Consider the following 23,679-nt stretch of genomic DNA (forward strand, 5'->3'; position numbering starts at 1 on the left):
TTCACTCCTCCTAACCTTTTAAAGCGCCTGCTGATATACCATCAATGATTTTGTTACTGAAAAAGATAAATGCAATTAAAATTGGAATAACACTAATCATTAAAGTTGCACCAATAGCTCCCCAATCTGTCATATACTGACCGACAAAGTTTTGGATTCCTACGGTTAATGTTTTAAAACGATCAGAGCTAATAAATGTGTTAACAAAGACATATTCGTTCCAGTTAAAAATCATATTTATAATTACTGTCGTTGTAATAACAGGTGTTGTTAAAGGCAGAATCACAGTAAAAACATTCTATTAATAGAACAGCCATCCACAATGGCTGCTTCTTCAATCTCTCGAGGTAATGTGTAGTAAAAACCTAGCAAAATCATCACTGTGATTGGTAGGTTGTAAGCTGTATATGTTAGAACAATTGATAACGGATGGTCGATTAAGTTAACTTCTAAAAACATTTTAAATAATGGAATTAAAGAAGAATGTACTGGTATCATAAGACCTACCATAATAAGCCCTAATACCACACCATTTAACTTCCATTTCATTCTTGTAATCGCAAACGTCGCCATACTTGCAATTAAGATAGTTAATATAATAGAAGACACTGTAATCCAAACACTGTTAAAAAAGTAGACACCAATATTCCCATCTGTCCATACCTTTAAGTAATTCTCCCATTTCGGATCTTCCGGAAGAGCAAATGGAGATTTACCAAAGATTTCGTTAGTATCTTTTAGCGAGAACTTTAATAACCAAACTAACGGATAAATCTGAAAGACAGCCACGATTGCTAAAAATAAATATAGTAAGAAATACAATATTTTACGCATAGTAAAGTTCACTCCTAATATTGAACTTCGTCGTTTTCATGAGAGGTCAGTTTTCTTATGATATACGTCGTGATGAGCGTGATAATCAGTAAGAAGAAAGCTATCGCACTACCATAGCCAAAATTATTACTACTAAAAGCTTCTTTATACATGTAAGAGGCCATAACCTCACTATGACCATTAGGACCGCCACCAGTCATAACCCAAATTAAGTCGAAATACTTTAATGACCCGACAATAGCTAAGACAATGGTGACCTTAATAATCCCAGCAATTAAAGGCAACTTGACCTTAAGTGCGATTTGCAGAGGTGAAGCCCCATCAATACGGGCTGCTTCAATTAATTCATTAGGTACATTCTTTAATGCCGCATAATAAATCAAAATGTAAAAACCAGCGTACTGCCATAAATTGGTATGAAAATGGCATATAGGACAATCTGTGGGTCAGCTAACCAATCTGGTGTATTCTCTATTCCAAAAAACCTAAAAACTATTTAACATCCCATTGGAAGGATGGTAAATCTTCAGCCACAACTGAGCGATAGCTACTGATGATAACAACATAGGAATCAAATAAACTTTCCTTAAAAAATCGCTACCCTTAATTTTAGAATCTAGAATCATTGAAATTAGTAGATAAATAACTAAGCTGGCTGTCGAGAAGACAGCTAATAAAAACGAATGAAAAACACTGTCCCAAAACTTTTTATCCACTAATAATTCTTTATAGTTTTCAAGCCCAATGAAAGTCATTGACCCTATTCCACTCCAATCCATCAGACCATAATACCCAGTCAGTACGATTGGAACGAAAATAAAGACTGAAACCATAAGAAGTGCCGGTAGGATATAGAGAGCAATCATAATTTGTTCGACATAACTTTATCCATTAGGAATCGCCCTTCTTTTATGTATTAGTGGAAAAGGAACATACCAACTTTGGCATGCCCTTTTCAATATTATTCTTACTCCATCGCTGCCTCATGTTCTTCTGCGAATTCTTCAGGTGATACTTCGTTACCAAACAGTCCCTGAATAAGATCTAGATGTGTCTGAGCTGCATCAGGTGACATTTGAACATCAGCAAATAATGTAATATTACTTGCATTATTTAGGTCATTTAATACATCAATGTACATTTGATGTAATTCAACTTCATCTGTGTCAACTTTTGTTGCTGGAATAACACCCGCATTTGATACAGCATCTTCTCCCCAGTTTTCAACAAAGTACTGAACAAATTCTTTCGCTTCATCTTTAACTTCGGAATTTTCAGATACAAATAACCCAACACCTGGACCACCTACAAAGCTGCTTGGATCTCCGTTTCCATTAACCGTAGGAAACTTGAAATAATCAATTGAATCCCTAACTTCTTGCGGAACATCTTCACTTGTTGTGTAATTAGGAAGATCCCACGAACCAATTAAGTACATGGCAGCTTGTTCATTGATAAACATGCTCTTCGCTTCTTGGTCACCTAATCCGTTATAACCTTTAATGAACGCATTCTTATCAACTAAATTCTGAATTTCTTCAGCTGCACTAACAAAGGCTTCATTCGTAAAGCTTTCATCACCATTAATGGCATCTGTTAATAATGTTGGTCCACCAATTCGATCAGCTAAGTACATGTACCACAATGAACCTGTCCAGGCATCCTTATTTCCTAAAGCAATTGGTGCTACGTCATTTTCCCTTAACACCTCAACGACATTTACGAACTCTTCATAGGTCTTTGGCGCCTCTAACCCATGCTCTTCAAAAATTGCCTGGTTATAAAAGACTGGAGCGATGTTTAATTCTAAAGGCAGACCATAAGCCGTGTCCTCAAAACTATAAGCATCAACAGTACCCGGAACAAATAGGTCACCAAATTCACCATCTAAGATATCGTTTAAGGATGCGAATTGACCTCCTTCAACAAATGGTTCCATGTAACCTGCAGCCCAAGTCATCCCGACATCAGGAAGTTCATCTGATGATGATAATACTTGAACTTTTTCCTTATACTGTTCATTACTTAATACTTCTAAGTCAATCGTTACTCCAGGATTTTCACTTTCGAAACCTTCTATGATGTCGTTAACAATATTGTGATGAGCCGTTGAATTCCCTTCAGGCCATAAATGCATAAATTCAATGACTTTCCCATCACCATTACTTTCCTCTCCCTCATTCGAACAAGCAGTTAACACTAAGAAGCACGACATAATCAAAACCATCAATGAAACCGCTTTCCTTTTCATCCTAAAAAATCCCCCTTGAAAAAATTCTGAATTTTAACTAAAGTATAACAATACCAACTTAGTTTGTCTAGTGGCTAAACAAAGTTATTTAAATATTTTAAATTTGATAGTATAATAAGCATTAATCAAAGTTGTTAAAGGAGATTAACATGTATAATTTCAGTAGTAAGACGTTTAATCAATATGAAGTCAAAAAGGGAAACAAATCACTAGTGCTTGAGGCAATTAAAAACTATTCCCCCCATTTCTCGGGCATCCATTGCAGAAAGAACTCAACTTAATAAAGGAACTGTCTCTTCTTTAGTTAACGAACTAGTGGAAGATAAGATCGTAACTGAAACAGGTCCAGGGCAATCATCTGGCGGCAGACGTCCGATTATGCTTCTATTCAATTCAAACGCTGGCTATTCAATAGGAATAGATATCGGCGTAAATTATTTATTAGGTATATTAACCAATCTAAATGGTGAGATCTTGACTGAAAAGAAAATTACCCTAAACGACCACGATTTTAAAAAACGTCATGGCTCAAGTTCGTTCCATTGTTGATCACCTTAAAACTAGTATACAGCCTACTCCTTACGGTTTAGTTGGAATTGGTGTCGGTGTTCCTGGCGTTGTTCACAAGAACGGAACTGTATTATTAGCTCCAAATCTAGGGTGGAGTAACGCTCCATTAAAAGAGCATATGGAAAGTACATTCAAGGTTCCTGTAACGATTGAAAACGAAGCAAATGCTGGCGCATACGGAGAAAAAATTTACGGCGTTGGGAAAGGACACGATAACATCGCCTACATTAGTGCAGGAATCGGTATTGGAGTTGGACTCATTATAAATGGTCAGCTGTACAAAGGTGACAACGGCTTTTCTGGAGAGATGGGGCATATGACCATTGAGTTAGATGGTAAACTGTGCAGATGTGGTAATCGTGGGTGCTGGGAGCTTTACGCTTCAGAACAAACAATTATCGAAAAAGCGATGGAGTCAGGAATTTCAAAAGAAGAAGCAACACTTGAAAATCTCACACATTTAGCAGAACAAGGAAACGCCATGGCTAATCAAATCTTTTCTGATATAGGTGAACTGCTCGGAATAGGAATTACTAATATTATCAACACGTTTAATCCAGAACAAATCATTATCGGTAATCGCTTAGCTATGGCTAACAATTGGATCAAGCCTTCATTGGACCGAAAACTAAAGCACAACTTACTCTCTTTTTTCCATGACGATCTATCGCTTCAATTTTCAACATTAAATAGTTATTCTGCTTCACTGGGAGTCAGTGCTTTTACCATTGAAAATTTTCTAATGATTAGTTTAACGAACGGGACAAATATGACATTTGGGTGGTAAATTATGGAAATCGAACAACGAAACGTTCTCAATAAATGGACGGAGTATACATTGACCAATGACCATGGAATATCAATTAGTCTTTTGAACTATGGTGCCACTATTACCAAATGGTTAGCTCCAGATCAAAACGGAAATCTCAAAAATATTGTTTTAGTTATGATGATTACGAAATGTATGAAGAGAACCCATTATTTTTAGGGGCTGTCATCGGAAGAGTCGCAGGTCGCATTAAGGAATCAACTTTTTCAATAGGCAATAACACTTATAACCTTGAGAAAAATGATGGTCAACATCACTTGCATGGTGGAAGCAAAGGATTGCACCACCACTTGTGGGAGGCAACGTCTTTCGCAAAAGAAAATGCCGTTAGCGTTAAAATGAAAACTAAAGCAAATAGATCAGAAGACGGATATCCTGGGAATGTTGATATAATAGTGACTTATACGCTTTCAAAACGACAATCAATTAACGATTGAATACGAAGGACATCCAAATCAAGAAACACCAATAGCTTTAACTAATCATACTTATTTCAACTTAACGGGCAATGCGAAACAAACGGCCGAGAATCATCATGTAACGTTCACTTCTTCCAAGATGCTTGAACTAAACTCAGACTTAATCCCAACAGGGCAATTACTCGATGCTAGTAATACCTTTGATTTCACCCAAGGTCGGACTTTAAAAGAAGGAATGTTGTCTAAGCATGAACAGCATCAAATAGCTGGTGGAGGCTATGATCACTACTTTATATTTGATGAGAACCCAACTATTCAAGTTGTAGAACCACAATCAGGACGTCGGTTGTTAATCGAGACAAATCAGCCAGGAATGATTTTATACTCTGGAAATAATATTGATGATCAAGTTCAGGTTAATCAACAAACTGGCAAAAAGTATTTAGGTGTATGCTTTGAGACACAAGCACACCCCGCAAGTCTACATGGGGCACCATTACCACCGATCTTGACTTCACAAAGATACTATCAACGAACTACTTATACAGTTCTAACTAGTTAAATAACACTATTACAATTGACTTATTTTTATAAAAACTTTGTTCATCCAATGGACAAATTAAGTTTCGCCAGTATAATGAAAAATAGATTTAGACAGAAAATTTCGATAAACACCTCTCTTCATAAGGGCTACTTTAATATGAAAGGAGGTTTATTTTGCAGCAATAATGTAAGCCCTTTCATAACTTTAAAAGGAGTTGTTTTGATGCACAAAAGGATCAAAAAGACTTTTATAACTACAATGGCTTTAAGTTTAGTACTGCCATTCAGCATGAACCACATCACGACTGCTGATTCTGCACCTCACGGATTAGAGGTTGAACCTTTGAAAGAGCGTTATGAAGATTCATTTGAGATCGGTGCAGCTGTTGAACCATATCAATTAGAAGGAACACATGGCGAAATGTTAAAGCACCACTATAACAGCATTACCGCTGAAAAACGTTATGAAGCCCATTAATATCCAACCTGAAGAAGGAAAATTTAACTTTGAAGAGGCGGATAAAATTGTTAAATTCGCAAAGGAAAAACGACATGAAGCTCCGCTTTCACGCACTCGTTTGGCACAGCCAAGTTCCAGAATGGTTCTTCTTAGACAGGAAAGGAAACCCAATGGTTGAAGAGACTGACCCTAAACAACGCGAAAAAACAAAAAATTACTTTTGAAAACGACTAGAAAAGCACATTAAGAAAATTGTTTTGCGTTATAGAGACGAAGTAGATTACTGGGATGTCGCTAACGAAGTCATTGATGAATACGCTAGTAATGACAGAGGGTTACGTGAGAGTAAATGGTATCAAATTACTGGAACTGACTACATCAAAACTGCATTTAAAACAGTAAGAAAATACGCTGGAGAAGATGCCAAACTGTATATCAATGATTACAATACACACGCAGGTCAAAAAGCAGATTTACTATATAACCTTGTAAGGGATTTATTAGAACAAGGCGTTCCAATTGATGGAGTTGGTCATCAGTCCCATATACAATTGGACTGGCCACAAACGGATGAGATCATAGAATCAATGGAAATGTTTGCAGAGTTAGGCTTAGATAACCAAATTACAGAATTAGATGTTAGCATTTACGGCTGGCCACCAACTGGAGCTTATCCAACTTATGAAGCTATTCCAGAAGAAGTCCACTTAGCCCAAGCCGAACGGTATAATGAGTTATTCCAAGCTTTTGAAGAACATGATGATATTATTAGCAATATCACTTTCTGGGGAATTGCAGATGACCACACTTGGCTAGATGACCGAGCAGAAAACTATAATGACGGTATTGGTAAAGATGCCCCGTTTGTCTTTGACATTAATTTCAATGTAAAACCAAGTTACTGGTCTATTATAGATTAAGCAAAACCACCCGTGCGAACGGGTGGTTTGATAGTTTATTACTGCTAAGTATAGAGAGAGAATCTAGCACTATTTAATGATTTTTAAATAGTATAAAAGAACACAACTACCGCGACCAACTGAGCTACAAAACTGACCTGCATGTAAATAAAAGCCATCTTGGCATTATCTTTCTTTCTAGCGTAGTGTCGACTAACTAGCCAAGCGACACCTGCTAATAGCACTAATAAAAGAAATAATATCTTCAGTGGTTCCATTTAACATGCCCCCTTTACGAATTTATAGTATATTCTTATTCGCCTTAGGCACTAAATATGGTGGCATTTTTTCTCTAAGTTCCCAGATGAAGAAAGTAGTAAAAACCCCTACTAGTCCTAAATATCAATTATTCATCCCTTATATATTTAAACAACCTATATTCAACAGGGTTTTCTAGCAACATATTCATATGCACAACTGGTATCTCTTTTCCGTGTTTATCCAACATACGATCTTGTATCACGGTAGACTTATCTGGTTTTGCTCTACCTAAATAATAAAAATCCTTACCTTCATCATCATCTTTTTGATGAATATATGGATATCAAGACCATTCTCTTCAGCTTGTATGATCTTCTGAACTTCTTTGGATTCTAAGGTTCTATTACTACGCGTGTACCATTTGAAAACTTCCGGACTAATTAATTCATCACCATAATCGATACTAGATTCACGTCTTCTTTGTGGTAAGTAACAAATATTGGGCATGTTCCGTGCTTCACTTTATAACCATAAACTGTGGAACTTTCATCTTGCTCCCAATTTAAGAGTTTACAGGCATCTTTCCTTGAATATTTTTCATATAAAGTAAAAGGCTCATCACAGCGGTACCCTTTTGATTTCTCTTTTGATGTATTCAAAATGTCCAACACTAACTTTCTAAAGTATTCATTGTTATTGATAGCTCTTGAGAGTGTAGAGTTAAGTGTTATAGCTTGTCCATTAAATTCTAAAATGGACTCGCCACCGTACTTTTTAATATCGTTACTCTTGAAAAAGGATAAGCTATATATACTTTTAACGGATTCAATTGAGTCTTGATCTGTCTGACAACCCAGCTCATGAAGTCTATTAATATAGGTACTTTCATTTATCTCACCGCTTCTTATTACTAATTCAAGTAGAGCTATTTCATGAAGTCGTTTTACCATTAATCAATTCTTTAGACAACATGGTTAACACTTGATATTCATGTATATCTATAGGCGGCAGATCCTTTTCTTTAACCTTTAATAAAAAGTCATAGTAATTATCATATTTATCAACTATCACCTCTGGATCAATAGAATTGTTCTTCCAAAAGTCAATTAAATAAGGAGTTTCACCTAACTTGTTCTTCAGTTGTTGGAACTCGTCTTTTAGTATTTTTAGTTGTGATAAGTTTTCATTATTAATAGAGTCATAGATTCGTTTCTTAGCAACCTCTTCAAAGTTAATTGTTGACACACCAGTAATGTAACTTGTATCAACTGTTTTACGCCTTATATTATCCTTGTTTTGCGAACGATCCCCAGAGAGGGCAACTGGGATTAGGTAATTCTTTTTGTAATTACCAATAAATCAATAATTGTGACAAACTCTTTAGTATCATGCTTTCTCAAACCGCGTCCTAATTGTTGGACAAAGATTATACTCGATTGAGTCTGTCTTAACATGACAACTTGGTTAATACTTGGGATGTCTATACCTTCATTAAAATATCAACCGTTAAAATGTAATCTAACTCTTCATTTTCCAGTTTTTCAACACAATCAAGTCGATATTCTTGTGAATCATCTCCCGTTAGTGCTACCGTTTTTAAACCTCTGTCATTCAACGATTCTGAAAGTTTATTGGCTTCATCTTTTCTGCTACAAAACATTAAACCTCTAACTTTCTTACCTGAATATCCATAGTAATTAACTTTATCTAGTATGTGATCAACCCGCTCATTAGTTACAAGTTTAGCAAGCTGTGTTGTTTCATCAATTGTTTCACCATTAATTTCAAAATCCGTCACACCAAAATAATGAAATGGACAAAGCATATCCTCTTCCAAAGCTTCTTGTAACCGTATTTCATATGCAATGTTGTAATCAAATAACTCATAAATATTAAAATCATCGGTTCTCTCTGGAGTCGCAGTCATCCCCATCAAAAACTCTGGTTCAAAATATTCTATGACTTTTTGGTAAGACTTCGCACCTGCTTTGTGTACTTCATCAACCAATATATAGTCAAACGAACTCGGATCAAGAGAACTTAAAGTTTCATCTTTAGAAATCGATTGAATCGTGGCAAATAAATATCTAGCATTAAGGTCCTTGCTTGAACCACTTAAGAATCCGTAATCCTCGTCTTTACCACCCAATATTGTTCTAAAGTCCTCTTTGGCCTTCTTTAAGATTTGCTCTCTATGAACAATAAATAGCATTCGCTTTGGCGCATATTTTCTTACATCAAAAGCAGATAAAAACGTTTTCCCAGTTCCTGTTGCTGATACGACTAATCCTTTATCATGCCCAGCATCTCTTACTGCTTGAATCTCACTTAATGCAGCAACCTGCATTTTATTTGGTTTTATTTCCATGGATTTCTCAATTGAATTAACTTGATAAGCTTCAGGCAACTCTATGACTTTATCAACATACTCTTCTTTGGACATAGGTTTATACTGCTTCTCATAACTTTCAATCCACTCACTTGTTAGAGGTTGAGCACAATTCCATATCTCCTCAAATTGGTTTTTAAAGTGATTAATTAAATCACCATTATCATAAGAAGTTAGTTTCACATTCCACTCATGGTTAACCTTCAACGCTTGAGCTGTTAAGTTTGAGCTTCCTATGATCAGTGAGTGATACGAGTCATGCTCGAATATGTACCCTTTCGCATGGAAACCTTCCACATCTGTTAGTCGCACCTCAACATTAGTAACTTTTAATAATTCTTTAAAAACTTTTGGTTGATTAAAGTGTAAAAACGTAGATGTGAGGATTTTTCCATTTATACCTTTTCTTTTAAGGTCCAGCAGCAATGATTTCAGTGTTGCTAGACCACTTTCTGTTATGAAAGCAACAGAAAATATAAACGTATTACAGTTCTCTAACTCCTCATGAAACGTAGAAAGAACACTTTCTTTACTCTTTTGATTATTTATTAATAATTGCGGTTCATATCTATTCGTACTCTTTACATTCCGATCTATAAACCCTTTTCTTAAAGAACTTTCAATATCTTTAATCAATTCCTCCATTGCACTATCACCCTCACAAACCTAGTACTTTTCAATTATAAGTTGATCCCGTTCAATTTTCTTTATTGCTGGTATATCTGCAGGTGCCCAGTCCAATTTAGAAAGTTCCTCAGGTTTTAACCATTTAATACTTTCATGTTCTGTTAAAATTGGTTCACCACTAACAAGTTTGCAGTAGTACGTGGTTAAATGGACAATTCCAAAATCATATTCATATACCGTTTGTTCAACCTTTTCTCCTATTTCTACTTCACATTTGAATTCTTCATTAATTTCACGAATCAGTGCATCTTGAGGAGACTCATTTTTTTTCAATTTTACCACCTGGGAATTCCCACTTTAATGCAAGGGTCGAGTCAATCCCCCTTTGTGCGCATAAAATATTACCGTCTTTTATAATTACTGCCCCAACCACAAATATGTCTTTTTTCATTTTTATTCCTCCGAACTTAATTAGCAGTTAATACCTTGTCTTATTATAACAAAATGTAAATATTAAGATAAAACAACCATTTTTCCACTGTTTTACCGATTTCAACCCAAATTATGTTAAAATAATGTCAACTTATGTTAGAAGGTGACGTTTATGGCACAGACCGTACCAGAGGTAATTAAACGAACAGCTACAGCTGGTGAGCGTCTATTATTTCATACATTAAAAAATTACTTACCAGACGACTATCTGGTTTACTACGAACCTGAGATTCACGGCAGACGACCTGACTTTGTCATTATAGGCCCTGATCTTGGGTTAATTGTGCTTGAAGTTAAGGACTGGACGTTAGGAACGATTGTCCAGGCGACGAAAGACGAATGGACTATATTTGGAAAAAATCAGCAACAAGCTTTCGAGAAAAATCCATATAAAAAAGCAGAAGAATTCACTTACCATATTATGAACTTCTTAAAACAAGATACGAATCTCATCCAAACTGAAGGCCGCAATATGCATAAGTTAAAATTCCCTTGTGGATATGGGGCTGTCTTTACAAGACTACATACGACTGATATGACAAAGCATTCGTTATACAACGTGATCAGTCCACAATTCTGCCTGGCACGTAATGAAATTGACCCTGACAATGAAGATTTTTCGGAAGAAGTGATAATTGAAAAAATCATTAATATGTTTAAAATTCCATTCAGATTGCGTGAACCTTTAAGTAATGATGATATTAGTGCTATTAGAGGAAATCTACTTCCTGAGGTTAGAATTAGCGCTGACTATCGGGATCCCGTTCCACATCAAGACCAAATACTACTTTCAATGCACAACCTTAAAACGATGGATATTCACCAAGAGAATTACGCAAAACATTGGTGATAAAAATAGACTGATTCGTGGTGTCGCAGGCAGTGGTAAAACGCTTATCCTTGCAACCCGCGCAGCCTTATTAGCAAGAGAAAACCCTGACTGGAACATCTTAGTACTATGTTACAACATTTCACTCTCAAGATACCTTCAACAGCTGATCGATATAAAAGTCAAGGAAGTGCAACACGAAGGTGCACAAGCGTCACTATTTGAACCAGACGAAGAACAAACATCTGAAGGTAAAATTGACGTTTATAACTTTCACTCTTTACTTAAAAACAAGCTTAAGGTTAGTGAACAACAACTACCGAATCTAATTGAAACATTAAAGTCTAATAATCAACTAATTGAAAAGTACGACGCTGTGTTAATTGATGAAGGGCAGGACTTTAAACAAGAATGGCTTCAGCTTGTGAGTTATCTCCTAAACCCTAGAACCCAGTCCCTATTATTAGTGGAGGATCGGGCCCAAGAGATTTATAAACGAAAACGTTCTTACGTCCAAGATACAGGACTGAACTTCCGAGGACGATCTAAAATCTTGTCAATCAATTACCGTAACACTCAACAAATCGTTCGTTTCGCATGGGAATTTTACCAAAGAAACTCTACGCTAAAAGACAAAGTTGTGGAACAAGGTTTTGAAGGTGAAATCATAGCACCGAAGACGACGCCTAGAAAAGGGCCCGAGCCATTTATCTATAAAGCTAATAACTTTAAAGATGAAATGCAAAAGGTCACTCAAATTATTAAGAAGTTACACGATAAAGAAAAAGTCCCTTATGATGAAATGGTCATATTATATCGCGTAAAAAGGCTATCATCTAAGGATTATATTGGAACCATCCAACACACCTTAAAGCAACAAGACATACCACACTATTGGATCAGCGAAAGTCCAGAAACTAAACGTAATTACGTCAAAAACGACCAACAAGTCAAAATTAGCACCATCGAATCCAGTAAAGGACTAGACTTCCAAGCCGTTTTCATCGTTAATGTTGATAATATGCCTTTCTTTTTAGAGGAAGATGAGAACCGAGAAGCGTCATTATTGTACATTGCCATGACACGAGCACATAAATTCCTGTCACTCAGTTATTCCGGCGAATCGAAGTTCACAAAGTATTTGGATGAGATAAAAGATGAATTGAAAAAGGAAAAAAAGATAGTGTGTGAGGAGGTGTTATATGCCTAAATATAACAAACTTATAAGAGACAAGATCCCTGAGATTATGGAGAAGCAGGGATTAAATTATAAAACAAGAGTTTTAAATGATGATGATTACGAACTAGAGATTAAACGCAAGTTATCTGAAGAAGTAAATGAATATTTTGATTCTGAGGAGAACCATAATTCTCTAGAAGAACTGGCAGATGTGCTGGAACTCCTCCATTCACTTTCTGAAATTCATGGCGAAGATATCTATAAAGTTGAAGAAATTAGAAAACAAAAAGCCTTAGAACGTGGTGGGTTTAAAGAAAAAATCTATTTAATAGAGGTTGAAGATTCGTGAGAATTTTTCTACTCCACAAAGTTTAATTTTGTGGAGTAGTTTTCTATTGCTGCTTATAACTAATGGTATAAGACTAACGATTATTAGGCACCCAAATCTCATCAAATCCATTTCGGATAGAATAGTCGTATAGCATTATAATCTTTTATCTTTATAATTATTTAACACTTTCTTTGACTCATTTACTTTCTCTACTAATTCTTCATTTCGGTCAATGATAGAGTTTAAATAACTCCGTTCAGGCAGTTTATCTCTCTTTGAATTATTACAGTTCCTACATGACAGAACCAGATTCCAAATCTGATCGGACTGAACAAACGACCAAGGGATAAAATGGTCTACTTCAGTTTGACTGTTGCTCTTTGAAAGATCTTTTCCACAATAAAAGCAGCTAGCTTCAAAATAATGAAGCAGGATTTCTTCAAAAGGTTTTAAAGAGCTGCGTTTAGCGATAGTCTCCACTTTTTCTAAAAGATAATTAATATTAGGTACTTCGTTTAACTCTTCAATCATTCTTGCCATATGATAGTTTGTTAGATTTGTCAAAAGTAGCTGGTATCTTAACATAAATTGATGAACAGCAGGTTTAAGCCTGAAGTACTCACGTTTATGGTCAAAAGCATAGAATTGACCTTTTGTATCCCCATACAATGCTCCAAATACATTTGTTTTCATCACTGACTTAATTTTTGACACTAATTTTAATTGGAGCCTATCATTTATTTTATCGAAGCTAAACTCACTTGGTATCGCATGTTTCATCTGAAACTCTAATATGTCAGTGACTGCTTTAGCATTTCCATTACCTCTGTTCTGTTTGACTAAGTCATGGTGAACAACTAAATTCCAATAAACTTTCGTGAAACCGTAAGCTAATTGGTCATAAGTTAATTCGAAATCATCATTAACTTGATATAAATTTTCAATAATAGATTTAATTAATGCGTATTTATACGTTGAAGACTTCACCGATTTAGGAGATAACACTATCGTTAAAATTCTCCAAACATCTTCATCTGTAAGGTACTCTTCATTTAATTCTCCGACCTTTAATTTATGACTCATGTTATCACTCTCAATTTGCGTAAAAATTTCCAATTATTTATTCTGCTTCTATTTTACCACTAGAAAAACCTTTTTCAAAAACCTCCCCCAAACATATAGTCATTTTTCTCTAATACCGTTATACTAATATTTGGAATAGTTAGCAAATATTATTTCGTTAATCGAAAGACTTTTAACTTTTTAATTTAGTGTTTTATATAAATAGGATGAACGAAAGGGCGAACGGTATGAAAAAGGTTAAACAAACCATCATCACCACATTAACAATATTGCTTTCAGCTTGGATTCTATATGGACAGCTAAACGCCAGTTCACAGCCTCATGAAGCTGTAGAAAAGGCTGCTAAAAAGGAAGGTATTCACTTAAATGAAACGGCCATCACGCATTTAGAGGATAATCATGCGTATACATTATATTATACGGATGATTCTTACGGTTTTGCCTTAACGGAGAAAAATATGTTTGGATGGAAGGTCGTGAATTTCATTGAAGGGCTACCACTAACGGAGGCTCTTGCGAATTACGGTTACTCATTCAGTAATGGTGTGATGCACGGGATTGTGACGTCATTTGTCTCAGGTGTTCAAATTGGGGAACAAGGTTCTAACATTCAAAATGTCCCTGGTCAGAACTTACGCGTATGGTATAACGTAAACGTAACACCTGAAGATGCGAAAAGTATAAAATTTATTAGTAAGAATGGTTTGGAGTTTTAATAACTTAAGAAACCGAGGTGAGATTATGTGAGCAAATTTTGCTGCATTTAGAAGGACTTACGGTACTTGTTATTAGTTTGTACATCTATAATGAACTAGATTTCAGTTGGATCATGTTTATCATTCTATTATTAGCACCCGACCTTGGTATGTTAGGTTATTTAATAAACCCTAAGATTGGTTCCGTGATCTATAACTTATGTCATACTTACCTCACCCCAGCTTTACTACTAGGCGTAGCACTCATTTTTTCATCCTCTTTCATGCTTGCCATTTCCATCATATGGGTTGCCCATATTGGAATGGACCGCGGAATTGGGTATGGACTCAAGTACCCTAGTAGTTTTAAAGATTCACATTTAACTAGAGTTTAGGAGCTTGTTTATGATTCGTTTTCTATCTATTTTCGTCATGTTAGTACAACTAGTGATTATCTATTTCTGGATCTTTGATTGGACCAAGCTCGTTACTACCATCGGCTTGTCCTTTTGGGGCGGGGCTATTATATTAGGCGTGACATTTTATTACTTTGGAAAAGGTAAAATGAAGCGTTTTAATTCTATTTACGACTCTGATTACCATTTTCTTTGCAGCTGTTGCTATTTTCATCGAACTTGCGACGAGTTCGATGCCTTAATAATTGCGATGTTACAAACTACGGAGGGCACCATGGACAAGCTTAAAATTGTACAAGTATCGAAAGAGTTCGATGAAGATGCTAAAGCTCATATTTTGGAAGGTTTTTTAGAGCACTTCGGATACATCGATCATTCTCTAAACCCTGATTTAAATTCCATCACCGATTATTACTCGAGACGTGGTTACATATTTCTCATAGGTTTTATTGATCAAGAATTAGTTTGTACAGGTGCTATAACGAAAGAAGGTTCTCATACTGGCAGAATTGAGCGAATGTCGGTTAAGAAAGCCTTCAGAAGGCGCGGACTGGCAAACAAAATGCTACAGCAACTCGAGAGGTACGCATTAGATATGAAATACACTAAGTTAGTTTTAGAAACCAACCAGCACTGGCAAAACGCGATTCAATTCTATCAATCAAATCACTTTATTGAAGAGAAGCGAGACCAACAAAGAATTCATTTTGCGAAGCGCTTAATTCATGTTGAAAATGATTCTTTATAAATAAAGCCATAATATATAAGCTGCCCCAAACATATTCAATAAAGAAGCAATCGTAAACAACGTAACATACTTTTCTTTTTTCATTTTAACCATCTCAATCGCTTGAACACCCATAAACAGTCCTAGCGAAAAATGCATGGCTACTTGGATTGGAGTTACGGCTGTTTTGAGCAGTAATAAGTAAACAAGAGAAGTAGCTGCTAAGAGGAAAGTTACAATCATAAGTACAATGCGTAAAGTTTTGAATGGATTAATGCTTTCACTAATTTTCACTATTAAAACACCTCGTTAGCTAATAATTATTTATTCGTCTTTATACCATCTAACATGGTCATGCCATTATACACTTAAATAACAGTTATCATTGGATTCTCCTTTTGTTTATTAGAGTATAATTTCCCCTAAAAACTACGACTAATGACCTCTCCTCGAAACTCTATAGCATCCCTGACTCTAACTTGTTGTATTTCACCCAATTCATCAACAGGAAACCAATTATAATCAGAATGTTCGTGGCTGAGTCTAATCTCCTCGCTTTCTGGCAATGAACAACGGAACATGGCAACTTGTGAATTGTTAACACTATGATAATAAAAACCAGTTAAAGTCACAGATTGTACTTCTAAACCAAGTTCTTCACGGCACTCGCGATATAATGCCTCATGGATTGTTTCCCCTGGTTCAACACTACCTCCGGGAGTACTCCAGCCCTTATTTCCATAAGTGCGTTTCAATAGGAGCATGTGACCTACTGAGTTTAGGATCCCGGCATGGGCTCCGAAACGATATGTATCATGGTATGCCACCTTAATCACTCCTACTAAACCAATTATAGATATTTCTCTTTATTAATTTCTTCTTTTAAATGAAAGCATTCTTCTAAGTCAATGTCATACACATTTGCTAAACCAATGACATAATAAAGCACATCGTATAATTCTTCTTCAATTGTCCCTTTTATAGAGTCCGACTGCTCTATTCGCTTATTTTTTCGCAAGACCTCAGAAAGCTCACCAACTTCTTCTATTAACTTATGAAAGTAAGTATGCTTTAAATCTGGCTTAAAATCTTTAGCTTTTATATACTTCTGTAAGTCTTTTACTGTAATACTTTCTAAATAGGATTCGTGTTCTTCATCGGAAAACATCTGCCTCACACTCCTACAGTTCATGCTTAAACACATAACTTACTTTATTGTAATCCATTTTTCTTCATAAAATCTGTGTGCCTCTTCGCGCTGCAAACCTGAAGATAATGCTACACTTTCTAAACCTTGGTCCTTTGCCCATTTATGGACGTAGTTAAGTAGCTTCTCTCCACAACCTCTTGATCGATTATGTTGATCCGTTACTAAATCACAGACCCACACAAACCGGCCGTAATACAGTGTGGTCATGATCTTAAAGCCTGCTACAGCAACAATTTCACCTTGGTCTATTAATGCATACAACTTGTATCGGTCTTTTTCTTTAGCTTCTAACACCAAATCAAGATAACTTTGTTCATCAAGGTGTGTTCTTAGTTGCTTCATAATGGGGTAAGCCTTTAGTATTTCTTCATGTGAATTGAGCTCTTTAATAGTTGCGGAAGTCATAGAGTTCTCCTTTACTTAAAAAATTTCTCCTATTTCTATCCGATTACCATCTGGATCATGAAAAACAGCAATTTACCCCAATCAAATGTTAATTGTTTATTCGAAAAATCAACGCCAGCTTGATCTAAATCACTTACCACTTGATCTAAAGAATCGACATCAAAACGTAGAACAGTGGGGTTTTGGTCTCTTGTTTTTTCTATACCCAAGCCTACTCCGCCTTGTTCGACCATTAAATAACCTTGTGGAATTTCGAATTTTACAAGTGTGTCTTTTATATTCAATACATTTAATTTTAATACATCTCGATAAAATGAAATGCACTCATCGTATTTTTCAACAAACAAAATTAAACCAAATTCTTTGAAATGCATGTTGTCACTCCTTATTAAGTATCTCAAGTATTGATGGAATCTCGTTTAGGTGGTTTATACAGTAATCTGCTATGACGTCAGTCCACTCTTCACTTTGTTTCCATACGCTAAGCATACCTACATTCTGAGCTGCTTGAACGTCTTTTTCTGGATGATCACCTACAAACATACTTTCATGGGGTTCCACATTTAATTCACGCATCGCTTTATTAAATATTTCTGGATTTGTCTTTTTAATACCTTCCCACTCCGAAATTAGGATGGTGTTAAAGAACTTCTCAATTCCAAGTCCTTTTATGTTATTCATTTGAAACTGCCCTTTTCCGTTGCTGATTAATCCTAGAGTGAGGTTTGTGTTCACTAACTCATCTAACATGGAGGTTAAGTCCTGAAAAGGAATGACGTTGTTTTGAAATTGAGTAATATAATCTTGAAGTAGATCTTCCCAAGTTATGTTGGCAATCCTAAATTCATCCACTAATACTTGATAAACTCGGTCTTTCCAAACATATCCTCGTTGATCTAACTCTATAAATCTATTTATATATGTATCTTTTGGAATGTGATTCATGAATTGTATGTATCGGTCGTACTGATTGTGAATGAAGCTTTTAACAGACTCATCTCGATTCAATAACGTGCCATCTAAATCGAACAGAACAGCTTTTATCATATTGGTACCTCTAAATTTATTCTATATATTTCCAACGTTATTTTAACATAAATAACATATGTACTTTTAAAATTTCATGTGGAGGTTGTGATCTGAAGGAGACTTTTCTAATTTTGATGTCAGACTTTAGCAAGTTCTTTCTTGCTTTATTTGACCCTAAAATTTTTTTAATATTACAAAAATGTGAAACAAATGAATCCATCATACGTTATGTAAGTAGAGGAGTTGATAACATGATCAAGAAAAGTTTCGTTTTGCTATCATTCATTTTATTAATAGCTGGTTGTGCCACCAGCGAGGAAAAGAGTATTCAAGACATTGAAAAGTCTATTCAAGAATCTGGTAATGTTAATATACAAATCATTGAACCTGAGGGGTTCGAGGTCAGTGTAGCTAGTGTTCTTGGCCAGCCTGGAGGACAGAAAAATAGAGAAGTTCGTATAGGTTTTGACAACAAGGTATCTGACTCTAAATTAATGTCAGAGGATGAAATTGAGGACAAAGAAGATCAACTGAATATTGATTATATCTATGGGCCATATTCAGACAACCCTAATTTTGAACTTATTTTAACTTCGGAATCGATGCAGACATTAATTGACCCAAACCTAAATTTCGAACCAAAAACCATTTCGGATAGCACGGTACTTTACCAGGAGCGTCCTGCCGACAATTTATTAATCGTTCAGTACCCTTATGAAGGTGGAGTTATTCGCTTAGATGCAACGCTGAGTGATGACGTTTCAAAAGAAGATGTTTGGGGTTACGTGGAAGAGTTATTGGGTGAATATAAGTCTTTAATGGATTAATTTCTAAATAAATAATAGGTTCAATATAAGTTTTACACAAGTTATCCACAATTTAAAAACGCTGATTAATTTGTTGGAGAGGTGATTGAAGCAAGAGCATACGAACAGTTGATCTCATCGAAGGGCGTGTGTACCTAACTTAGTTATTAACCCTTAATACTTGTTATTAATTCACACTTGCTTGTTGATAATTCTAATAAACTTGTAGATAAATTCGCCAAACCTGTTGATATATACTGAATATATGTTGATATCTATTTAAAACCTGTTGATAAGTTAAAAAGACGCTTGGGGTCACTTCAACCCCCATGCGTCTTTTTTTAATAACCTAACACAGCACGGTCACTTTCAATCGTTTTACCTCTAATGCGCTGGAACTCATCTAACAAGTTTTGAATCGTTAGCTTTTGTTTTTCTTCGCCTTTTACATCAAAAATCACTTGACCTTTATCCATCATAAACAGACGGTCCCCGAGGTCTAGTGCTTGCTGCATGTTGTGCGTTACCATTAACGTCGTTAGGCCGAACTTCGAAACGACATCTTTCGTAATTTCTGTAATGAGTTCTGCTCGTGATGGGTCGAGTGCTGCAGTATGTTCGTCGAGTAACAATATATATGGTTCAGTAAACGTCGCCATAAGGAGGGACAAGGCTTGACGTTCACCACCGGATAAGAAACCGACTTTGGCGTTCAGTCGATCTTCTAATCCTAAGTTCAAAGTCTCAAGGTATTCTCTAAAGTAATCTTTTCGCTTTTTACTCACACCTGGAACTAAGCGGCGCTTTTTATCTCGCGCGTAAGCCATGGCTAAGTTTTCTTCAATTGTCATAGATGGCGCGGTGCCAGCCATAGGGTCCTGGAATACGCGGCCAACCATTTTCGATCGTTTATATTCTGGTAGATGCGTCACATTCTTCTCGTTAATAAACACCTCACCGACATCTGGAAGAAGACTGCCCGAAACCACATTCATAAGCGTTGATTTCCCTGCTCCGTTACTTCCAATGACCGTTACAAATTCACCTTTATTTAGTTGTAGGTTAATCCGCTGTAAGGCTTTCTTTTCATCTGGTGTGTCTTCATTAAATGTCATAGAGACATCTTCAATTTTAAGCACTGGCTTCACGCTCCTTTTGCTGGGCTAGGGCTGTGCGTTTGGCGATGCGGCGTTTCCTTTCGCGCTGTGCTTGTAAGGCTTTTGGCGCAACTAAAGCTGCGATTACAAGAACTGCTGTGATGAGCTTAAGGTCACTTGACTCAAGGAATTCGACCCTAAGGGCAAGAGTGACGACAATTCGGTAAATAATAGCACCTAAGATGACTGCCAGCGTCACCCTAGCGATTGTCTTTTTACCAAATAGAGCCTCACCGATAATGACGGATGCCAGTCCAATCACGATCATCCCAATTCCCATGTTTAAGTTCGCAAAACCTCCAAGCTGTGCGACAAGTGCACCTGATAAAGCAACAAGAGCGTTTGATAATCCAATTCCAACAATAATCAGGAAGTTCGTATTCGCTGATAAACTGCGAATCATTTTTGGTTATCACCTGTAGCGCGAATGGCTAGGCCAACTTCTGTTTTGAGGAAATAATCTAATAAGAATTTGATTACCACTGTTACAACAGTCATAACAATTAAAATGGACCATGTGGTTGGAACACGATCTGCACCAAAAAGTTGAAGCATGCCGTTTAAGGCTGAATCCATCCCTGTTCCACCTAAAAACGAATGGATTTGACTAATTAAAGTAGATTCGTTTAATAGCGAAACAGTCGGTTGCCCCATGAACCGTAAATTAATCGAGTAAAGTGCGATCATCATTAGAATACCTGCTAGCAAGGCATTAATTTTACCTGCTGTATGTAAAAGTCCAGTAATGCAGCCAGCTATGAATCCAGCTAAAGCTCCGATTAATGTTGCGAATACGGGTGATACTCCATTTACGATTAACATGGCAGAAATACCTGCGCCTGTTACGAAGCTGCCATCAACAGTCAGGTCCGGAAAGTCCAACACCCGAAAAGATAGGTAGACACCTAGGGCCATGATGGCATAGATCACTCCTGATTCGATTGCACCGAATAATGCGATTAACATAGCGTCCTCCTTCTCGGCTTATGTATGGTTGTAAAGCAGGCCGAGGCCTGCTTTACTTTTTTATTCTGCCGCTTCTACTAACTGCGCTTCTTCATCCCATTCGCTCTTCCATTCAACGGCTTGCTCTTCCGCAGCGCCTTTGTTGATAAACAGCTGAATTTCAGGCGGATATTCTGGCTTAATGTCACTAGGTGATTTTTCACCTTTTAGAATTTGAGCTGCCATTTCACCTGTGCGGTATCCAATTGTGTGATAATCAATTCCAAATGTTGCAAATCCACCTTTTTTAAGTGAGTCAGGCTCGCCGACAATAAGCGGGATATCCTGCTCATTGGCAACACCGACGACACTGTCTAACGCTTCAACAACTGTGTTATCGGTAATAATGTAAAATACGTCAATTTCACTTACTAGTGATTGAGATGCTTGCTGAACTTCTGCTGCGTTCGCAACGGTACGCTCAACGATGGATAGGCTCGTGCCTTCAACGGCTTTTTTCACATCTTCAATTTGTGAAACCGAGTTAGGCTCACCTGCGTTATAGATCATACCAACTGTTGCACCTTCAAAATTTGCATCGATAAACTCGACCGTTTTGCTAATCGCATCAGGGTGTAAATCAGATACACCAGTAATGTTCTCCCCCGCTTCATCCATTGATGGAACTAAGCCCGCATCGACTGGATCTGTAACAGATGTGTAAACAATTGGAATGTCACTTGTTGCATTTAAAGCGCCAAGCGCACTCGGCGTAGAGTTCGCAAAAATTAAATCCACATTATCTGCGACGAAGCCATCTGAAATTGTTTTAACGTTGTTCTGATCCCCTTGGGCACTGCTGAAATCATATTCTACATCAAGACCTGCATCTTTTAACGCCTCTTGGAACCCTTCATATGCTCGGTCTAAAGACGGGTGCTCAACAATTTGAGTCGCACCTACTAAATAAGTTTCACCATCTCCTCCAGACCCACCAGACTGAGATCCACTCTCTTCACCACATGCGGCTAATAGCCCTAAACCTATGACTGCCACACTCATCAACTGAAACATCTTTCTCATAAAATGTTCCCCCTCATTTTTGATATAAAATGATTCTCTGGCTCGTCACTCAAGTTGTTTAATATAAGATGATTCTATATACCTATCCCAAACTCCTTTTAGAAATGTGAGTTTTTATATTTAAGAGCAACTTGCTCTTGTTTTACTTCTAGGTTACTTTTAACTGCAAAATGCGTCTGGTATGTCTTTTATTTTCTTTGTATGCTGCTCTATTTAGATTTATTTTACATTGAATGCTTCCCTATTTTAGCCCTCTAGACGTTCACCTTTTTTCGGCTTGGTGGTTGATGAATAGCTTGACCTGTTAGGGCTTCAACTGCTTCGAGCAAACCTTCGTCCATACTTGGATGGGCGAAGTTCGGGAACGTGACGTCTTCTTCCTTTGCTGCCATTTCAAGTAACTGTACGAAGTTACTAGATAATTCTATGGCGCCTGCACCGATCATATGAATGCCGAGAACAATTTCGGTGTTAGCATCGCTAATGACTTTAACCAATCCTTCTTTCTGCCCTGATAACATCGCATAGCCGTTCGCTTTCAGTGAGAACTCACCTGTTCGGTATTCAATGCCGCTTTCTTTTGCATCAGATTCGGTCATGCCAACTGATGCTACAGGTGGCGTTGTATGAATAATGGTTGGTAAAAAGGTTAGGTCCACTTCTGGATAGCCTTCTGCGATTGCCTCAGCTGCGACCTTCCCATGCTTAATCGCTTTGACTGCAAGGTTTGGGCCTTCTGCTGTGACATCCCCGACTGCGTATATATCAGGGTTTGAACTTTGCGCCATATGATTAACCACAACACGTCCGTCATCTGCCTGGTCAACTCCGAATCGATTAAGGCCTAAATCTTGAACATTAGGCTGGCGCTCACCACTCGTATATAAGTAAACCGCTTCAATAGATTGAGATTTTCCTTTATCATCCACCAATGAAACTAGTATTCCTTGGTCGGTCTGTTCTGCTGAAAATTCTTCTGCTCCTTTAATGACTTTGACCTTTTTCTTCTTAAATACTCTCATCAGCTCTTTTTCAATTGAGGCATCAAGGCCTAGTGAGTCTGGTAAAATCAACGTCACTTTACTGCCGAACTCTGAATAAACAGATGCTACTTCGAGTGCAAGTTCGTCGCTCCCATATACGATCAAGCTCTCAGGGATTTCTTCAAATTCGTACAATGCGTCTGATAGAATCACGTTTTCTCGCACA

General features: G+C 36.8%; 23 protein-coding genes and 7 pseudogenes. 13 read left to right on the forward strand and 17 right to left on the reverse strand.

Annotated features, from left to right (window positions below):
• Nucleotides 1–10: 10 nt before the first annotated feature.
• The 3 genes and pseudogenes from JCM13188_RS04425 to JCM13188_RS04435 all read right to left on the reverse strand — a co-directional run bounded on the left by JCM13188_RS04425 (nucleotide 11) and on the right by JCM13188_RS04435 (nucleotide 3,085).
• Nucleotides 11–834, reverse strand: a pseudogene (locus JCM13188_RS04425) (carbohydrate ABC transporter permease).
• A 14-nt stretch (nucleotides 835–848) separates the two neighbouring features.
• A pseudogene (locus JCM13188_RS04430) lies at nucleotides 849–1,726 on the reverse strand (carbohydrate ABC transporter permease).
• A gap of 75 nt (nucleotides 1,727–1,801) precedes the next feature.
• Nucleotides 1,802–3,085, reverse strand: coding sequence for an extracellular solute-binding protein (locus JCM13188_RS04435; protein ID WP_054752410.1), 1,284 nt, complete (start codon nucleotides 3,083–3,085; stop codon nucleotides 1,802–1,804).
• Between the two features lie 216 nt (nucleotides 3,086–3,301).
• Here JCM13188_RS04435 and JCM13188_RS20390 point away from each other — a divergent pair, with 216 nt between their 5' ends.
• The 6 genes and pseudogenes from JCM13188_RS20390 to JCM13188_RS04460 all read left to right on the forward strand — a co-directional run bounded on the left by JCM13188_RS20390 (nucleotide 3,302) and on the right by JCM13188_RS04460 (nucleotide 6,826).
• Nucleotides 3,302–3,634, forward strand: a complete 333-nt coding sequence (locus JCM13188_RS20390; RefSeq protein WP_369404822.1) for a MarR family transcriptional regulator — start codon at nucleotides 3,302–3,304, stop codon at nucleotides 3,632–3,634.
• Entirely contained in the window at nucleotides 3,609–4,442 is an 834-nt protein-coding gene (locus JCM13188_RS04440) for an ROK family protein (protein WP_369404823.1), read from the forward strand. Before JCM13188_RS20390 ends, JCM13188_RS04440 begins: the two co-directional genes overlap by 26 nt.
• A gap of 3 nt (nucleotides 4,443–4,445) precedes the next feature.
• Complete coding sequence (locus JCM13188_RS20395; RefSeq protein WP_054752411.1) at nucleotides 4,446–4,643, forward strand: aldose epimerase family protein; 198 nt, start codon at nucleotides 4,446–4,448, stop codon at nucleotides 4,641–4,643.
• Nucleotides 4,553–4,921 carry an aldose epimerase family protein gene (locus JCM13188_RS04450; protein ID WP_279401378.1) on the forward strand — a complete coding sequence of 123 codons (369 nt, stop codon included), beginning with the start codon at nucleotides 4,553–4,555 and terminating at the stop codon, nucleotides 4,919–4,921. The genes JCM13188_RS20395 and JCM13188_RS04450 overlap by 91 nt, the downstream gene beginning before the upstream one ends.
• Complete coding sequence (locus JCM13188_RS04455) at nucleotides 4,917–5,465, forward strand: aldose epimerase family protein (protein ID WP_279401400.1); 549 nt, start codon at nucleotides 4,917–4,919, stop codon at nucleotides 5,463–5,465. Before JCM13188_RS04450 ends, JCM13188_RS04455 begins: the two co-directional genes overlap by 5 nt.
• A gap of 506 nt (nucleotides 5,466–5,971) precedes the next feature.
• Nucleotides 5,972–6,826, forward strand: a pseudogene (locus JCM13188_RS04460) (endo-1,4-beta-xylanase).
• Nucleotides 6,827–6,909: 83 nt separating this feature from the next.
• Here the strand turns inward: JCM13188_RS04460 and JCM13188_RS17900 are convergent.
• From JCM13188_RS17900 to JCM13188_RS04470, 3 genes and pseudogenes are all read right to left on the reverse strand, one after another.
• Nucleotides 6,910–7,083 (reverse strand): hypothetical protein, encoded by a 174-nt coding sequence (locus JCM13188_RS17900; RefSeq protein ID WP_279401379.1) that lies wholly within the window; start codon nucleotides 7,081–7,083, stop codon nucleotides 6,910–6,912.
• Between the two features lie 128 nt (nucleotides 7,084–7,211).
• Nucleotides 7,212–10,100: pseudogene (locus JCM13188_RS04465) on the reverse strand (DEAD/DEAH box helicase).
• Between the two features lie 21 nt (nucleotides 10,101–10,121).
• Nucleotides 10,122–10,533: pseudogene (locus tag JCM13188_RS04470) on the reverse strand ((deoxy)nucleoside triphosphate pyrophosphohydrolase).
• Nucleotides 10,534–10,686: 153 nt separating this feature from the next.
• On the opposite strand from JCM13188_RS04470, the gene JCM13188_RS20400 reads away from it, so the two are divergent.
• From JCM13188_RS20400 to JCM13188_RS04480, 3 genes are read left to right on the forward strand one after another with little or no spacing between them, the layout of a single operon-like run.
• Nucleotides 10,687–11,424 carry a nuclease-related domain-containing protein gene (locus tag JCM13188_RS20400; protein WP_369404824.1) on the forward strand — a complete coding sequence of 246 codons (738 nt, stop codon included), beginning with the start codon at nucleotides 10,687–10,689 and terminating at the stop codon, nucleotides 11,422–11,424.
• 13 nt (nucleotides 11,425–11,437) lie between these two features.
• A complete protein-coding gene (locus JCM13188_RS20405; RefSeq protein ID WP_369404832.1) occupies nucleotides 11,438–12,613 on the forward strand; it encodes a DEAD/DEAH box helicase in 1,176 nt (391 codons plus the stop codon).
• Nucleotides 12,606–12,932, forward strand: coding sequence for a nucleoside triphosphate pyrophosphohydrolase (locus JCM13188_RS04480; RefSeq protein ID WP_054752418.1), 327 nt, complete (start codon nucleotides 12,606–12,608; stop codon nucleotides 12,930–12,932). Before JCM13188_RS20405 ends, JCM13188_RS04480 begins: the two co-directional genes overlap by 8 nt.
• Nucleotides 12,933–13,067: 135 nt before the next feature.
• On the opposite strand, the gene JCM13188_RS04485 is transcribed toward JCM13188_RS04480, so the two are convergent.
• Nucleotides 13,068–13,997, reverse strand: a complete 930-nt coding sequence (locus JCM13188_RS04485) for an HNH endonuclease signature motif containing protein (RefSeq protein ID WP_279401380.1) — start codon at nucleotides 13,995–13,997, stop codon at nucleotides 13,068–13,070.
• A 227-nt stretch (nucleotides 13,998–14,224) separates the two neighbouring features.
• Between JCM13188_RS04485 and JCM13188_RS04490 the strand changes: the two genes are divergently transcribed.
• Genes JCM13188_RS04490 through JCM13188_RS04500 form a run of 3 tightly spaced genes read left to right on the forward strand, consistent with a single transcriptional unit; the run spans nucleotide 14,225 to nucleotide 15,856 of the window.
• A complete protein-coding gene (locus tag JCM13188_RS04490; protein WP_054752421.1) occupies nucleotides 14,225–14,713 on the forward strand; it encodes a hypothetical protein in 489 nt (162 codons plus the stop codon).
• Between the two features lie 38 nt (nucleotides 14,714–14,751).
• Nucleotides 14,752–15,087: a DUF4260 domain-containing protein gene (locus JCM13188_RS04495; protein ID WP_279401381.1), complete on the forward strand. Its 336-nt coding sequence runs from the start codon at nucleotides 14,752–14,754 to the stop codon at nucleotides 15,085–15,087.
• Nucleotides 15,088–15,097: 10 nt separating this feature from the next.
• Nucleotides 15,098–15,856, forward strand: a complete 759-nt coding sequence (locus tag JCM13188_RS04500) for a GNAT family N-acetyltransferase (RefSeq protein ID WP_054752425.1) — start codon at nucleotides 15,098–15,100, stop codon at nucleotides 15,854–15,856.
• Here JCM13188_RS04500 and JCM13188_RS04505 read toward each other — a convergent pair.
• The 6 genes and pseudogenes from JCM13188_RS04505 to JCM13188_RS04530 form a co-directional block, all read right to left on the reverse strand.
• The gene (locus tag JCM13188_RS04505; RefSeq protein WP_054752427.1) at nucleotides 15,851–16,129 is read right to left on the reverse strand and encodes a hypothetical protein; all 279 of its coding nucleotides are present in this window, start codon (nucleotides 16,127–16,129) and stop codon (nucleotides 15,851–15,853) included. The genes JCM13188_RS04500 and JCM13188_RS04505 overlap by 6 nt on opposite strands.
• A gap of 128 nt (nucleotides 16,130–16,257) precedes the next feature.
• On the reverse strand, nucleotides 16,258–16,662 hold the full coding sequence (locus tag JCM13188_RS04510) for an NUDIX hydrolase (protein WP_054752430.1): 405 nt from the start codon (nucleotides 16,660–16,662) through the stop codon (nucleotides 16,258–16,260).
• Between the two features lie 23 nt (nucleotides 16,663–16,685).
• Nucleotides 16,686–17,003, reverse strand: coding sequence for a MazG nucleotide pyrophosphohydrolase domain-containing protein (locus JCM13188_RS04515; protein WP_279401382.1), 318 nt, complete (start codon nucleotides 17,001–17,003; stop codon nucleotides 16,686–16,688).
• Nucleotides 17,004–17,016: 13 nt separating this feature from the next.
• A pseudogene (locus JCM13188_RS04520) lies at nucleotides 17,017–17,450 on the reverse strand (GNAT family N-acetyltransferase).
• A gap of 35 nt (nucleotides 17,451–17,485) precedes the next feature.
• Nucleotides 17,486–17,824, reverse strand: coding sequence for a VOC family protein (locus JCM13188_RS04525; RefSeq protein ID WP_279401383.1), 339 nt, complete (start codon nucleotides 17,822–17,824; stop codon nucleotides 17,486–17,488).
• A 4-nt stretch (nucleotides 17,825–17,828) separates the two neighbouring features.
• Entirely contained in the window at nucleotides 17,829–18,497 is a 669-nt protein-coding gene (locus JCM13188_RS04530) for an HAD family hydrolase (protein WP_054752432.1), read from the reverse strand.
• A gap of 233 nt (nucleotides 18,498–18,730) precedes the next feature.
• On the opposite strand from JCM13188_RS04530, the gene JCM13188_RS04535 reads away from it, so the two are divergent.
• A complete protein-coding gene (locus tag JCM13188_RS04535) occupies nucleotides 18,731–19,306 on the forward strand; it encodes a hypothetical protein (RefSeq protein WP_279401384.1) in 576 nt (191 codons plus the stop codon).
• Between the two features lie 320 nt (nucleotides 19,307–19,626).
• Here JCM13188_RS04535 and JCM13188_RS04540 read toward each other — a convergent pair whose 3' ends face one another.
• The 4 genes and pseudogenes from JCM13188_RS04540 to JCM13188_RS04555 form a co-directional block, all read right to left on the reverse strand.
• A complete protein-coding gene (locus JCM13188_RS04540) occupies nucleotides 19,627–20,424 on the reverse strand; it encodes an ABC transporter ATP-binding protein (protein WP_054752436.1) in 798 nt (265 codons plus the stop codon).
• Nucleotides 20,417–21,408: pseudogene (locus tag JCM13188_RS04545) on the reverse strand (ABC transporter permease). Before JCM13188_RS04545 ends, JCM13188_RS04540 begins: the two are co-directional and overlap by 8 nt.
• Nucleotides 21,409–21,468: 60 nt before the next feature.
• Nucleotides 21,469–22,470: an ABC transporter substrate-binding protein gene (locus tag JCM13188_RS04550; RefSeq protein WP_054752438.1), complete on the reverse strand. Its 1,002-nt coding sequence runs from the start codon at nucleotides 22,468–22,470 to the stop codon at nucleotides 21,469–21,471.
• A gap of 254 nt (nucleotides 22,471–22,724) precedes the next feature.
• On the reverse strand, nucleotides 22,725–23,678 hold the full coding sequence (locus tag JCM13188_RS04555) for an oxidoreductase dimerization domain-containing protein (protein ID WP_279401385.1): 954 nt from the start codon (nucleotides 23,676–23,678) through the stop codon (nucleotides 22,725–22,727).
• Between the last annotated feature and the right edge of the window lies 1 nt (nucleotide 23,679).

Origin of the sequence: Piscibacillus salipiscarius JCM 13188 (assembly GCF_001311865.1) — a bacterium.
Taxonomy (GTDB): Bacteria; Bacillota; Bacilli; order Bacillales; family Alkalibacillaceae; genus Piscibacillus; species Piscibacillus salipiscarius.

Bases quoted from the DNA above. Each gene is read 5' to 3' on its own strand.
- JCM13188_RS04435 (WP_054752410.1), bottom strand. From the start codon at position 3,085: ATGAAAAGGAAAGCGGTTTCATTGATGGTTTTGATTATGTCGTGCTTC.
- JCM13188_RS04440 (WP_369404823.1), top strand. From the start codon at position 3,609: ATGGCTCAAGTTCGTTCCATTGTTGATCACCTTAAAACTAGTATACAG.
- JCM13188_RS20395 (WP_054752411.1), top strand. From the start codon at position 4,446: ATGGAAATCGAACAACGAAACGTTCTCAATAAATGGACGGAGTATACA.
- JCM13188_RS04450 (WP_279401378.1), top strand. From the start codon at position 4,553: ATGGTTAGCTCCAGATCAAAACGGAAATCTCAAAAATATTGTTTTAGT.
- JCM13188_RS17900 (WP_279401379.1), bottom strand. From the start codon at position 7,083: ATGGAACCACTGAAGATATTATTTCTTTTATTAGTGCTATTAGCAGGT.
- JCM13188_RS20400 (WP_369404824.1), top strand. From the start codon at position 10,687: ATGGCACAGACCGTACCAGAGGTAATTAAACGAACAGCTACAGCTGGT.
- JCM13188_RS04480 (WP_054752418.1), top strand. From the start codon at position 12,606: ATGCCTAAATATAACAAACTTATAAGAGACAAGATCCCTGAGATTATG.
- JCM13188_RS04485 (WP_279401380.1), bottom strand. From the start codon at position 13,997: ATGAGTCATAAATTAAAGGTCGGAGAATTAAATGAAGAGTACCTTACA.
- JCM13188_RS04490 (WP_054752421.1), top strand. From the start codon at position 14,225: ATGAAAAAGGTTAAACAAACCATCATCACCACATTAACAATATTGCTT.
- JCM13188_RS04500 (WP_054752425.1), top strand. From the start codon at position 15,098: ATGATTCGTTTTCTATCTATTTTCGTCATGTTAGTACAACTAGTGATT.
- JCM13188_RS04515 (WP_279401382.1), bottom strand. From the start codon at position 17,003: ATGTTTTCCGATGAAGAACACGAATCCTATTTAGAAAGTATTACAGTA.
- JCM13188_RS04525 (WP_279401383.1), bottom strand. From the start codon at position 17,824: ATGCATTTCAAAGAATTTGGTTTAATTTTGTTTGTTGAAAAATACGAT.
- JCM13188_RS04530 (WP_054752432.1), bottom strand. From the start codon at position 18,497: ATGATAAAAGCTGTTCTGTTCGATTTAGATGGCACGTTATTGAATCGA.
- JCM13188_RS04535 (WP_279401384.1), top strand. From the start codon at position 18,731: ATGATCAAGAAAAGTTTCGTTTTGCTATCATTCATTTTATTAATAGCT.
- JCM13188_RS04550 (WP_054752438.1), bottom strand. From the start codon at position 22,470: ATGAGAAAGATGTTTCAGTTGATGAGTGTGGCAGTCATAGGTTTAGGG.